At 34.5% G+C, this 13,687-nt stretch carries 10 protein-coding genes; 3 read left to right on the forward strand and 7 right to left on the reverse strand.

The annotated features are described in order from the left end of the window. The first annotated feature begins 50 nt into the window (after nt 1–50). The gene (locus O5O44_RS15865; RefSeq protein ID WP_289195175.1) at nt 51–794 is read left to right on the forward strand and encodes a 3-keto-disaccharide hydrolase; all 744 of its coding nucleotides are present in this window, start codon (nt 51–53) and stop codon (nt 792–794) included. A 24-nt stretch (nt 795–818) separates the two neighbouring features. Continuing rightward, nucleotides 819–2,267 (forward strand): Gfo/Idh/MocA family protein, encoded by a 1,449-nt coding sequence (locus tag O5O44_RS15870; RefSeq protein WP_289195176.1) that lies wholly within the window; start codon nt 819–821, stop codon nt 2,265–2,267. Between the two features lie 82 nt (nt 2,268–2,349). Here the strand turns inward: O5O44_RS15870 and O5O44_RS15875 are convergent, their stop codons facing one another. From O5O44_RS15875 to ilvD, 7 genes are all read right to left on the reverse strand, one after another. After that, nucleotides 2,350–2,871: a plastocyanin/azurin family copper-binding protein gene (locus O5O44_RS15875; protein WP_019387712.1), complete on the reverse strand. Its 522-nt coding sequence runs from the start codon at nt 2,869–2,871 to the stop codon at nt 2,350–2,352. Nucleotides 2,872–2,898: 27 nt separating this feature from the next. Then, entirely contained in the window at nt 2,899–4,491 is a 1,593-nt protein-coding gene (locus O5O44_RS15880; RefSeq protein WP_019387711.1) for an NADP-dependent glyceraldehyde-3-phosphate dehydrogenase, read from the reverse strand. Between the two features lie 267 nt (nt 4,492–4,758). Next, nucleotides 4,759–6,024 (reverse strand): threonine ammonia-lyase IlvA, encoded by a 1,266-nt coding sequence (gene ilvA, locus O5O44_RS15885; RefSeq protein ID WP_289195177.1) that lies wholly within the window; start codon nt 6,022–6,024, stop codon nt 4,759–4,761. Between the two features lie 159 nt (nt 6,025–6,183). Next, nucleotides 6,184–7,659 carry a ketol-acid reductoisomerase gene (gene ilvC / locus O5O44_RS15890; RefSeq protein ID WP_289195178.1) on the reverse strand — a complete coding sequence of 492 codons (1,476 nt, stop codon included), beginning with the start codon at nt 7,657–7,659 and terminating at the stop codon, nt 6,184–6,186. Nucleotides 7,660–7,676: 17 nt separating this feature from the next. Beyond that, nucleotides 7,677–8,210 (reverse strand): acetolactate synthase small subunit, encoded by a 534-nt coding sequence (gene ilvN / locus O5O44_RS15895; protein WP_019387708.1) that lies wholly within the window; start codon nt 8,208–8,210, stop codon nt 7,677–7,679. 10 nt (nt 8,211–8,220) lie between these two features. Then, nucleotides 8,221–9,954: a biosynthetic-type acetolactate synthase large subunit gene (gene ilvB / locus O5O44_RS15900; RefSeq protein ID WP_289195179.1), complete on the reverse strand. Its 1,734-nt coding sequence runs from the start codon at nt 9,952–9,954 to the stop codon at nt 8,221–8,223. Nucleotides 9,955–9,999: 45 nt separating this feature from the next. Further along, a complete protein-coding gene (gene ilvD / locus O5O44_RS15905; RefSeq protein WP_019387706.1) occupies nt 10,000–11,679 on the reverse strand; it encodes a dihydroxy-acid dehydratase in 1,680 nt (559 codons plus the stop codon). Between the two features lie 753 nt (nt 11,680–12,432). Here ilvD and metK point away from each other — a divergent pair. Then, the gene (metK, locus tag O5O44_RS15910; RefSeq protein ID WP_289195180.1) at nt 12,433–13,686 is read left to right on the forward strand and encodes a methionine adenosyltransferase; all 1,254 of its coding nucleotides are present in this window, start codon (nt 12,433–12,435) and stop codon (nt 13,684–13,686) included. The last annotated feature ends 1 nt before the right edge of the window (nt 13,687 follow it).

Raw genomic sequence — 13,687 nt, forward strand, 5'->3', positions numbered from 1 at the left:
CTAAATACATTTTGTTGATTCTCGCTATTGCTTTATTTAGCAATTGTAAGATGAATGATGAAAAAGAGTCTGACGAGATAGAAACTGAAAACTGGATTTCCCTGTTTAACGGCAAAGATTTAACGGATTGGACTCCTAAAATCAATGGTTACGAATTAGGCAACAATTACAACAATACTTTTCGAGTAGAGAATAATCTTTTAAAGGTATCTTATGATGGATATGAGAATTTCTCAAACGAATACGGGCATTTGTTTTACAAGGCACCTTTCACAAATTATAAATTGCGTTTGGAATACAGATTTGTAGGAGAGCAAGCTAATGGAGGTGCATCTTGGGCAGAAAAAAATAGTGGAATTATGATTCATTGTCAATCTCCAGAAACCATGTTAGTTGGTCAAGGGTTCCCAATTTCTCTAGAAGTTCAATTACTTGGTGGTGTTAATGAAAACGCACTTCGCCCTTCAGGAAATTTATGCACTCCAGGAACTCATGTTGAAATGAATGGCGCGTTAGTTACCGATCATTGTATTTCTTCAGATAGTAAAACTTATTATGGCGAAGAATGGATTACTGCCATGGTAACTGTAAACAAAGATTCTATCACGCATTACCTTGACGGAAAATCGGTTATTTCATACTCAAACCCAACAATTGGCGGTCAGTTTTTAGATTCAACTTCAGAAGAAATTCAAGCTAAAGACGGGCAACCTTTAACCGGAGGATATATTTCATTACAAAGTGAGAGCCATCCTATTGAATTCAGAAATATCGAAATACTAGAATTAAAATAGTTTTCATCATAAATCCCTTTCATTATGAGTAAAAAATCTTTAAACAGTAGGCGTTCTTTCATTAAAAAAACAGCGCTTACAACATTTGGTATTTCCATAATTCCACGTCATGTCATGGGGAAAGGATTTGTCGCACCTAGCGATAAACTAAATATAGCAATTGTTGGTGCAGGTGGTAAAGGCTACTCAGATATGATGAATGTTTGGAACAATGGTGCAAATAATATTGTTGCAATTTGTGATGTCGATTGGAATAGTGCTTCTAAAGCATTTTCAAAATTTCCGAAGGCCAAACAATTTAAAGATTACAGAAAATTATTAGAAGATAGTTCAGGTATTGATGCCATTACGGTTTCCACTCCAGATCATACGCATGCTGTTATAACCCTTGCCGCAATGCAATTAAACAAAGATGTATATGTGCAAAAACCGCTAACACATAGTATTCATGAAGCACGTGTGCTTACTGAAGCTGCAAAAAAATACAAAATTGTTACCCAAATGGGAAATCAAGGGGCTTCAGGACAAGGTGTCAAAATCATGGCAGATTGGTTCAATTCTGGAATGATTGGAACGGTTAACCATGTTGATGTTTGGACAAACAGACCTGTATGGCCACAAGGCATTAAAACACCAACCGACAAACCAGCTATTCTTGATAACTTAGATTGGGACACCTGGGTAGGTCCTGCACAATGGGTAGATTACCATCCATTATACCATCCGTTTAAATGGAGAGGATGGTGGAACTTCGGAACTGGCGCACTCGGTGACATGGGATGCCATTTAATGGACCCTCCTTACCGTGTTTTAGGATTAGGATATCCAACTGAAGTAGAAAGCAGCGTAGGAGCTGTATTTACACGCGATTGGACACCAGATTATTTTCCAGAATCTTGTCCGCCATCATCAAGAACACAATTAAAATTTGAAGCAACCGATAAAAATCCTTCAGAAGTTAAATTAAATTGGACTGATGGTGGTTTACGACCGTTTCATCCTGAGCTTATTCCTGCGGACCACCCTATTGGTGATGAGAATAGTGCGAATGGTGTTATCATGATAGGTGAAAAAGGCATTATAACATGTGGAACGTACGGACGAAATCCTAAACTATATTTAAATTCGGGTGAAATTATTTTACCTGAAGACAGTGATTATGAAGAAATTTCATTACCTGAAAATGGTCATCCCCATAAATGGGTTGAAGCTTGCAAAGCTGGATATGAAAGTAAAGAACATCAAGCATTAACTTCTTCATTTGATTTCGCTGGTCCGCTTACTGAATCCATTTTAATGGGTAATTTAGCCATAAGAAGTTATAATTTACGAGAAGAAAATAATAACAGATTTGAATATCCTGGGCGTAAAAAATTACTCTGGGATGGTAAAAACATGAAAATTACCAATTTTGAACCAGCCAATCAATTCGTGAAAAGAGCTTATCGTGAAGGCTGGAAATTAGATTTCTAAACTACTAACTCAACTATATTAACTAGAAAACCCTTTTAAGATTTTATCTCAAAAGGGTTTTTCATTTTTATTTTTTAAAGATTTATTCTACAATAAATTTACCTTTCATAATTCCAGAATGCCCAGGGAAACTACACAAAAAATCGTACGTTCCTGCTTCTGGAGCAACAAACTCTATAGATGTCACTTGACCACCACCAATAAGATCGGTATGAGCAATAATATCTTGTGAATCTTTAGGGATATATTTATTTTCCCTTTCAATAGCAGCCTTTCCTGCGAATTCTGTTAAATCAACGCCTTGTTTAAGTATAACTACATTATGCCCCATAACATTAATATCAAGCTTACCAATATGTCTTAATGTTAACTTAACTTTTTGACCCGCTTTAGCTTTAATTTCTTTTAAATTATACTGCATTACATCGTTAGATGTTAATACAATATTTGCAACGTCGCTATCTGTTTCTTTGGATTCGTTTGCTTCTGAAGAGTTTGTTCTTTCATAACTAAAACCTTCTTTCTTCTTTTCTTCTTTACCTCCACAATTAAACATTAATGAAGCTAATAAAATGGCTAGGATTGGTAATTTAATGATTTTCATATCTGTACTTTTTAGTTTGATATAAATTTATAAAATATAATCCGTACTTATAAAGTTTGAGGTTTTCTTTTCTAATAATTCCTGAAGTATCGCATTATTGTATGCATTATCTTTCGCAGCTACAAAAGTTCGAATAGAGAATGATCGTAAAGCATCATGAACACTTAAAGTACCATAAGCAGAATCTTTTCTTCCAGTAAAAGGATAGACATCTGGACCACGTTGACAAGAACTATTCAAGTTTACACGACACACTAAATTCACTAAAGTATCAATCAATGGTGACAAGGTATGAACGTTTTTACCAAACAAACTTACTTGCTGTCCATAATTTGATTCGGCCATATCATCTAGAGGTTCTTCAATATCCGAAAAAGAAACAATAGGAATAACAGGACCAAATTGTTCTTCTTTAAAAACACGCATATCTTTTGAAACTGGATACAGGACTGCTGGAAAAATGAAATTTTCTGTCGTTTCTCCACCTTTTTTATTCAACACTTTTGCTCCTTTTGCCTTAGCATCATCAATTAATTCTTGAATATATCCTGGCTTATCAACTTCAGGAAGTGGTGTTAGTTTCGCGCCTTCTTCCCATGGATTTCCAAACTTTAGTTGATCTACCTTGTATGCGAAACGACGATTGAATTCTTCAATAATTGATTCATGTACGTATAATACTTTTAAGGCTGTACAACGTTGTCCGTTAAATGATAAAGTACCCGCAATACATTCTTCAACAGCTAAATCTAAATCGGCATCAGGCAATACAATTGCTGGATTTTTGGCTTCTAAACCTAAAACCATTCTCAATCTATTTCCTTTTGGATGTTGCGATTGTAATGCATTAGCTGAATTACTATTCCCAATTAATGCTAATACATCAATTTTACCAGATTGCATAATTGGAGTAGCTAAAACACGACCACGACCATACACAATATTTACAACCCCTTCTGGAAAACTACTTTGGAAAGCATCTAATAATGGTGAAATGAGTAAGACACCCAATTTAGCAGGCTTAAAAATTACAGGATTCCCCATAATTAATGCAGGAATTAATAAAGTGAATGTTTCATTTAAAGGGTAATTATAAGGCCCCAAGCATAAAACAACACCTAATGGACCACGGCGGATATGGGCATGTACACCTGAGTTCTTTTCAAATTTCGCAGAATCTCTGTCAATTTGTTTATAGGCTTCAATAGTGTCATAAATGTAGTCAACAGTTCTATCAAACTCTTTTTCAGAATCTGGAAGATTCTTTCCAATTTCCCACATGAGTAATTTCACGACTTCCTCACGCTTTGTTTTCATTTGATCAACAAAGGTTTCCATACATGCAATTCTATCTCCAACCTTCATAGTTGGCCATAAACCTTTACCATTATCGTAAGCTAAAGTTGCTGAATCTAAAGCTTCTTTAGCTTCCTTTTCACCCAATTGCGGAATAGTTCCGAGAAGTGTTTGCTTATAATCTGAAGTTGATGAGATGGTTGAATATACTTCTGCCGTTTCTCCCTTCCAAGGTTTTAACTCACCATTTACCAAATACGTGTTTTGATGCAAAAGAGAGTCAATTTTAAATGCCTGCGGAATTTCTTTAAAAGGTTGTTTCATCAGTTTGAATTTATTATTTTTTTGATTAGTGTAATTTGTCCCTTAAACATCTTATTTAATAGAAAAGTTTTATGGTCTTTTTTATTGTTAGAGTGTTTCAAAAATTAAAGTTTAAAGACTATAGAATCTCCAATTTAACATAAGACGTCTCAATCAAAATAACTGAAAATAACTGAAACCAAACCTTTAAACTTTAAATAAATTTAAGAATTTCAACTCAAACGATTTCGTAAATAATAGACTTTAACTACCTAAAAAACAAGGTCTTTAAACTAAAAACTGAAAGAGATCAGGTTTGTCGTTTAAGTAATCACCATAAAAATTATGTTTCTTCATTCTTTCAACTAAGGGTTGTAAATCTGATGCGGATTTTAATTGAACACCAACCACAGCTGAACCATTTTCACGGTTTGTTTTTTTAGCATATTGAAAATAAGTTATATCATCATTCGCTCCTAAAATATCAACAACAAACTCTTTTAACGCGCCTGCTCTCTGTGGAAAATTGATGATAAAATAATGCTTTAAATTAGCGAATAATAAGGCTCTTTCTTTTATCTCAGGTGTTCGTGTAATATCATTATTACTGCCGCTAACCACACAAACCACGTTTTTTCCTTTAATGTCTTCAGCATAAAAATCTAAGGCCGAAATGCTTAATGCTCCCGCAGGTTCCGCAACTATAGCATCTTTATTATATAGTTCTAAAATGGTTTCGCATACCTTCCCTTCGGGCACCGTTATCATGGCATGTAAATTTTCTTTACAAATAGCGAAATTTAAATCGCCCACGCGTTTTACCGCTGCACCGTCTATAAATTTATCTATAGATTCAAGTTCGGTGTTTTTATTATTTTCAATAGATGTTTTCATTGAAGGCGCTCCTTCCGGCTCAACCCCAATAACCTTTGTGTTTGGAGATAAGGCTTTAAATACTGTTGATAATCCTGCCGCAAGTCCACCACCACCTACAGCAATAAATACATAATCGATAGGTTTGTCACATTGTTCTAAAATTTCTAAACCAATTGTAGCCTGCCCTTCTATAACTTTTTCATCATTAAATGGATGGATAAATGTTTTACCTAAAGACTCACATTCCAACATTGCGGCATGGTAAGAGTCATCAAATGTATCTCCAACGAGTTTTATTTCTATATAATTTTCGCCAAACATCTTTACTTGTTCCACCTTTTGATTTGGAGTTGGAGCCGGCATATAAATGGTGCCCTTTATTTTGAGTAATTTACAAGACAAGGCTACACCTTGGGCATGATTTCCAGCACTTGCGCAAACCACACCGTTCTTAGACTCTTCCGCAGTAAGAGAACTTATTTTATTATATGCCCCTCTAATTTTATAAGATCGTACTTGTTGTAAATCTTCACGTTTTAAAAGAATTTTAGCATCAAATTGTTTTGAATACCTTAAGCTAACACCTAAAGGTGTTACAGCCGATACATTTTTAATGTTTTCGGTAGCTTTTTTTACCTTTTCAATAGTAGGAAAATAAATTTGTTTTTCCTGATTCATAATATCAATTTATAGAATTTGATAGATACAAGTTACTGTTTTAATTAGTGTTCTAAAAATTATGTAAGACCTAATTAGATTATGTTTTAGAACAAAAAACCTGTCAGAATAAATTGTATCTGACAGGCTTTTAAAAATATAGTTTAGTTTAATTGTGTGCTATACAATAGGCTTCATTGCCGTCATTGAAGATCTTAAAAACTCACCTACTTTTTCAACTGGGTGGTTTCTTAATGCTTTATTCACTTCAATAAGTTTTGCATTATCAACTCCTTCACCATTATCTTTAGCATAAGCCTTACCAATTACATCGGTTTTAATATTCGACATAAAGTCTTTCAATAAAGGCTTACAAGCATGATCGAATAAATAACATCCATACTCAGCAGTATCAGAAATCACACTATTCATTTCGTATAATTTACGTCTTGCGATGGTGTTAGCAATTAATGGTGTTTCGTGTAAAGACTCGTAGTATGCTGATGCATCAATAATTCCAGAATCAGTCATAGCTTCAAAAGCTAACTCAACTCCAGCTCTCACCATAGCAACCATTAACACGCCATTGTCGTAATATTCTTGCTCTGATATTTCAACATCACCAGCCTGTGTTTTTTCAAAATTGGTTTCAGCAGTTGCTGCTCTCCAAGTCAATAAATCATGATCATCATTAGCCCAATCTGCCATCATTCCTGCAGAAAAACGACCTTCTATAATATCATCCATATGTTTTTGGAATAACGGACGCATAATGTCTTTTAATTCTTCTGACAATTCAAAAGCTTTTATTTTTGCTGGGTTAGATAAACGATCCATCATATTAGTCACACCACCATATTTAAGACCCTCTGTTACAGTTTCCCAACCGTATTGAATTAATTTTGAAGCGTAACCAGCATCAATACCTTCTTCAACCATTTTATCAAAACAAAGGATAGATCCTGTTTGTAATAATCCACAAAGAATAGTTTGTTCTCCCATTAAATCAGACTTCACCTCAGCAATAAAAGATGATGCTAACACACCCGCTTTATCTCCACCAGTTGCTACTGCATAAGCTTTAGCTTGCGCCCAACCTTTACCTTCTGGATCGTTCTCGTCATGCACTGCTATTAATGTTGGCACACCAAAACCACGCTTATATTCTTCACGAACCTCAGACCCTGGAGACTTAGGCGCCACCATAATTACAGTAAGGTCTTCACGTATTTGCATACCCTCTTCAACAATATTAAAGCCGTGAGAATACGATAATGTTGCTCCTTTTTTCATTAAAGGCATTACAGCATTTACGGCATTGGTATGTTGTTTATCTGGTGTTAAGTTTAACACTAAATCTGCAGTTGGAATTAACTCTTGATAATTACCAACTTTAAAACCATTTTCTGTAGCATTTATAAAAGATTGACGCTTTTCTTTAATCGCAGCAACACGCAATGCATAAGAGATATCTAAACCAGAATCTCTCATGTTTAACCCTTGGTTTAATCCTTGAGCACCACATCCTACGATAACTATTTTTTTACCTTTTAAAGCGTTTACTCCATCTGAAAACTCTGAAGCGTCCATAAATCTACACTTCGATAATTGATTTAATTTATCTCTTAGCGATAGTGTGTTAAAATAATTTCCCATTTTATATTTAATTGTTATTATTGGTTATTGAATGCTGTTAGCAATTCGGTTATTTTCATTTGATCTTTAGTTACTGCAATTCTGCCAGAACGCACAAATTGCATGATGCCAAACACGTTTAAATCACGTCGTAAAGATTCTATTTCGTTTCTTCTACCTGACTTTTCAAGTACAAAAAACTCTTTATTTACAGTTACAATTCTTGCATTGCTTTCTTTTATAATATTCTGAATTTGAGGTTCGTTAAACAACAAATCAGATTTTATTTTAAACATACAAGACTCGGTAAAAATGGTTTGATCTTCTGTGTGATAATAAGCTCTAATGGTTTCAACTTGCTTTTCAATCTGTTTAACAATTTTACAAGCTGTGTCTTCACAAATATTTACAACAATTACAAAACGATTAACGCCATCTATTTCTGACTGCGATGTTGTTAAACTTTCTATATTGATATGTCTGCGCTGAAATATAGCTGAAATACGATTCAATAATCCGATATTATTTTCGGTATATATTGATATTGTGAATGATTTTATATCTTCCTTCATTTCTATAAACTTAACTTAATCTTACATCTGAAACCGCTGCACCCGATGGTATCATTGGAAATACATTGTCTTCTTTTTCAACACAAACCTCTAAGAAATAAGACTCTTTTGAGTCCATCATTTCTTTTACAGCCCCTGCTAATTCTTCTCGTTTTGTTACTTTTCTAGCTTTGATATAATACCCTTCTGCAATGGCAACAAAATTTGGGTTTGTCATTTCGGTAGATGCGTAACGCTTATCGAAAAACAACTGTTGCCATTGACGTACCATTCCTAAAAATTCGTTATTTAAAACTACAATCTTTACCGCAGCTTTTTGCTGAAAAATGGTACCTAATTCTTGAATATTCATTTGGTAACCACCATCACCAATAACGGCAACAACTTCGCGCTCTGGTGCTGCCATTTTAGCTCCTATTGCCGCTGGAAGTGCAAACCCCATGGTTCCTAGACCTCCAGATGTAATATTACTTTTTGAAACGTTAAACTCGGCATATCTGCAGGCTATCATTTGATGCTGACCAACATCTGAAACAATAGCTGCTTTACCTTTGCTTTCAATATTTATTTGTTTGATAACCTCGCCCATAGTCAACCCTTCTTTCGTAGGACTGATATCACCTTTAATTACTTTTTCAAATTCAATAGCGTATAAATCTTTAAATTCTTGTAACCATGATTCATGTGAATTATTATCCAAAGCATCTAAAAGCATTGATAAACTTTCTTTTGAATCTCCTAATACTGCAACATCAGTCTTCACATTTTTATCAATCTCTGCAGGATCAATATCGAAATGAATGATTTTTGCTTGTTTCGCATAAGCATCTAATCGTCCAGTAACACGATCATCAAAACGCATTCCAATAGCGATTAGAACATCACATTCATTAGTTAATTTATTAGGAGCATAATTACCATGCATTCCTACCATACCAATATTTAAAGGATGAGATGTTGGTAATGCCGAAGCTCCTAGAATAGTCCACGCCGATGGAATTCCAGCTTTTTCTATTACTGCTTTAAGTTCTTCTTCTGCTTGACCTAAAATAACACCTTGACCCCAAACAATCATTGGTTTTTTAGCATTATTAATTAATTTTGCAGCTGCATTAACAGACTCTTGACTTGTTTTTGGCACAGGATTATAGCTTCTTATACCTGTACATTTCTTATATATAAAATCTAAATTTGAGACTTGAGCATCTTTAGTAATATCAACTAATACTGGCCCTGGTCTCCCGCTTTTAGCTATGTAAAATGCTTTTGCGATTGCTCCTGGAATATCTTCAGCTTTAGTAACCTGACAATTCCATTTGGTTACAGGAGTAGAAATACCAACAATATCGGTTTCTTGGAATGCATCACTTCCTAATAAATGCGAAAACACTTGACCTGTTATACAAACTAACGGTGTAGAATCTATTTGCGCATCGGCAATTCCGGTGATTAAATTGGTTGCTCCTGGACCCGAAGTTGCCATAGCAACACCTACTTTACCAGAAATTCTGGCATAACCTTGAGCAGCATGTGCAGCACCTTGCTCATGACGCGTTAATACATGATGAATTTTATCTTGATATTTAAATAACTCATCATAAACCGGCATAATAGCTCCTCCTGGGTATCCATAAATAATATCTACACCCTCGGCAATTAAGCTTCTTACTACTGCTTCGCTACCCGCAATATTTTGTGTTTTTTCTGCCACTTCTTGGTTCTTATTAATTGTTTGTGTCTTCATATTCTCAACTTTTAAGTGTGAGATTCCTGCCAATGCAAGAACATTTTATGCATCTGTTACACAGCCTTTTGAAGCCGATGCTACAGTTTTTGCATATTTATATAATATTCCTTTTTTGTGTTTTAATGGTGGTTGAACCCATTGTGCTTTTCTTTGAGCTAATTCTTCATCAGAAATCAATACATTAATAGAATTATCTTCTGCACTAATTCTAATTTTATCACCAGTTTTTAATAATCCGATAGTTCCCCCTGTTTGTGCTTCAGGTGTTATATGACCTACCACAAAACCGTGCGTTCCTCCTGAAAAACGACCATCAGTTATTAACGCCACAGATTTTCCTAAACCAGCACCCATTATTAAGGATGTTGGTTTTAACATTTCAGGCATTCCCGGACCTCCTTTAGGACCTACATAACGAATGACGACTACATCACCTCTTTCGACTTCACCATTTGATATCCCTGTATTAGCAGCTTGTTCACCATCGTAAACCACAGCTTTACCTTCAAACAGTAATCCTTCATTCCCTGAAATTTTTGCTACCGCACCTTCTTCGGCTAAATTCCCATATAGGATTTGTAAATTTCCAGAAGATTTTAAAGCGTTTTCTTTTTGATAAACAATGTCTTGTTCTTCAAACTCGATAGCTTCTACATTAGCTAAGTTTTCTGCCAGTGTTTTACCTGTAACCGTCATACAGTCACCATGTAAGAAACCATTCTCTAATAAATATTTCATTATTGCAGGAATACCTCCAATACTATGAACATCTTCCATTAAGTATTTTCCGCTAGGTTTTAAATCGCCAATTAATGGTGTTCTATCACTTACGCGTTGAAAATCTTCAAGTGTGAAATCAATATCTGCTGCATGTGCAATTGCTAAAAAGTGCAATACCGCATTTGTAGATCCTCCAAGTGCGTTTACTAATGTAATGGCATTTTCAATAGATTCTTTTGAAATAATATCTAAAGGTTTTAAATCTAATTCTAAAAGATTCTTAATAGCTCTTGCAGTTCTTTCACTTTCTGATAATTTATTTGGATTCTGTGCTGGAATAGATGAGTTATAAGGTAATGCAAACCCCATACATTCTATTGCTGAAGCCATAGTATTAGCAGTATACATACCACCACAAGCACCAGCGCCTGGAATGGCTCGTTTTATAATTTCTTTATATTCCTCTTCATCAATCTCTCCTGCTACTTTTTGCCCTAAAGCTTCAAAAGCCGAAACTATATTTAGTTTTCTACCTTTATATAGTCCAGAAGCGGTGGAACCACCATACATCATGATTGATGGACGATTTAAACGCAGCATAGAGATTATAGCTCCAGGCATATTTTTATCACAACCAACAATAGCTATTAATGCATCATAACTTTGTGCTTGCATAACCGTTTCTATAGAATCTGCAATAATATCTCGAGATGCTAAAGAATAATTCATACCAGAGGTCCCCATAGAAATCCCATCACTTACACCTATGGTATTAAACCCTAAACCTACTAATCCTGCAATATTGCACTCAATTTTAACTTCATCTTTTAAGCCATTAAGATGCATATTACATGGGTTTCCGTCAAACCCCGTACTTGCAATTCCTATTTGTGCCTTATTCATATCCTCATCCCTAAAACCGGCTGCATATAACATGGCTTGAGATGCAGGCTGAGATTCATCTTGAGTTAATCTTCTACTATGTTTATTGAGTTCTTTCATATTTGTTGCAAAAAATAGCGCTAATTATGTTGATTAATTATAATTCTGTTAATTTTTAAGATTAATATTATAAATTCTTCAATTTAATAATACGACTTGCCGAAATTAAAATATTAGGTTTTTATAGATTTTATGCTTTCATTTTTTAGGTTAAACTCACAACCATAAAAACCAACTTAACATATTGTTATTCAGCTTTTTAAGTTATATTTTTTATGATGTTCAAAAGATGAATAAATTCTAAAAAAAATATCAAACTTATTTGAATCTGCATTTTTTCATTATTGTAGTCCTTTTTTATCTACTTTCATTACTGTCGCAACCATTTCTTTCAATCCAACTTTCGGTATATCATATTCCCTATCACCAGGTCACTTTTAAACGGGTTTTAAAAAAAATATTTAGCTGCAAATTTACCTTATTCTACTAGAAGAATTCATTTAATTACGGACAGAATTATTATTTGATTATCCATTTGCAGATTTAACAACCACAAATCGAGACATAAAAATTCTAAAGCTTATTTATTTGCTTAAAAAAGTTAAAATCGAGGTAGATATTCTTTTATTTTTTTACTTTTGCGCACACAAATAACAAGAGGAAAGATTTGACTGATTGCAACCTCTTTCATACTAAACTTTATAAAGTTATCTACCAGAGATACTGAAACAAGTTAAGGATGGAGCAAAAATGCTAAAGGCAGTGTAAACTTCCTTCGACGTTCTCGTCAAATCTTACCGTAAAATAAAAAATATGGCTTATTTATTTACCTCAGAAAGTGTTTCTGAAGGACACCCAGATAAGGTAGCAGATCAAATTAGTGATGCCTTAATTGATAATTTTTTAGCCTTTGATAGAGAATCAAAAGTGGCTTGTGAAACGTTAGTTACAACGGGACAAGTTATGCTTGCTGGTGAAGTAAAATCTACCACCTATTTAGATGTGCAAAAAATAGCAAGAGATACTATAAATAAAATTGGTTATACCAAAGGTGAATACATGTTTGATGGTAATTCTTGTGGAGTTTTATCTGCAATCCATGAACAATCTGAAGAAATAAATCAAGGTGTAGATCGTGGCAATAAAGAAGAACAAGGTGCTGGAGACCAAGGTATGATGTTTGGTTATGCCACAAATGAAACCGAAAATTTTATGCCTTTGGCTTTAGATTTGTCGCATAGAATCTTAAAAGAATTAGCAGAATTGCGTCGTGAAAATAAAGACATCACTTATTTGAGACCAGATTCTAAAAGTCAGGTTACCATTGAATATAGCGATGATAATTTACCACAACGAATTGATGCTATTGTAGTTTCTACACAGCACGACGATTTTGCAGATGATGATACCATGCTTGCTAAAATTAGAAAAGATATTGTTGAAATTTTAATTCCACGAGTTGTTGCTAAACTTCCAGAATCTGCTCAACAATTGTTTAATGATGACATTAAGTATCATATTAATCCAACAGGGAAATTTGTAATTGGCGGTCCGCATGGAGATACAGGATTAACAGGAAGAAAAATTATAGTAGACACTTATGGTGGAAAAGGTGCTCATGGCGGTGGTGCATTTTCTGGAAAAGACCCAAGTAAGGTTGATAGAAGTGCTGCTTACGCTACAAGACATATTGCTAAAAACTTAGTTGCTGCTGGAGTTGCCGACGAAATTTTGGTACAAGTAAGTTACGCCATTGGCGTTGTAGAGCCCATGGGGATTTTTGTTGATACGTACGGCACGTGTCCTTTTAATTTAACGGATGGAGAAATTGCAGAAAAGGTATCTGAAATTTTTGATATGCGCCCATTTGCTATTGAAGAACGTTTAAAATTACGTTCGCCAATGTATAGTGAAACTGCGGCTTACGGACACATGGGACGAACAAATGAAACTGTAACCAAAACTTTTTCTCAGCCTAACGGCGAAAACGTAACCCTTGATGTAGAGTTATTTACTTGGGAAAAATTAGATTATGTAGATAAAGTAAAAAAGGCTTTTGGTTTATAAA

This window comes from Algibacter luteus (assembly GCF_030344935.1).
Classification (GTDB): Bacteria; Bacteroidota; Bacteroidia; order Flavobacteriales; family Flavobacteriaceae; genus Arenitalea; species Arenitalea lutea.

Bases quoted from the DNA above. Each gene is read 5' to 3' on its own strand.
- ilvC (WP_289195178.1), bottom strand. From the start codon at position 7,659: ATGGGAAATTATTTTAACACACTATCGCTAAGAGATAAATTAAATCAA.
- ilvA (WP_289195177.1), bottom strand. From the start codon at position 6,024: ATGAATCAGGAAAAACAAATTTATTTTCCTACTATTGAAAAGGTAAAA.
- O5O44_RS15880 (WP_019387711.1), bottom strand. From the start codon at position 4,491: ATGAAACAACCTTTTAAAGAAATTCCGCAGGCATTTAAAATTGACTCT.
- O5O44_RS15865 (WP_289195175.1), top strand. From the start codon at position 51: ATGAATGATGAAAAAGAGTCTGACGAGATAGAAACTGAAAACTGGATT.
- ilvN (WP_019387708.1), bottom strand. From the start codon at position 8,210: ATGAAGGAAGATATAAAATCATTCACAATATCAATATATACCGAAAAT.
- metK (WP_289195180.1), top strand. From the start codon at position 12,433: ATGGCTTATTTATTTACCTCAGAAAGTGTTTCTGAAGGACACCCAGAT.
- ilvB (WP_289195179.1), bottom strand. From the start codon at position 9,954: ATGAAGACACAAACAATTAATAAGAACCAAGAAGTGGCAGAAAAAACA.
- O5O44_RS15875 (WP_019387712.1), bottom strand. From the start codon at position 2,871: ATGAAAATCATTAAATTACCAATCCTAGCCATTTTATTAGCTTCATTA.
- O5O44_RS15870 (WP_289195176.1), top strand. From the start codon at position 819: ATGAGTAAAAAATCTTTAAACAGTAGGCGTTCTTTCATTAAAAAAACA.
- ilvD (WP_019387706.1), bottom strand. From the start codon at position 11,679: ATGAAAGAACTCAATAAACATAGTAGAAGATTAACTCAAGATGAATCT.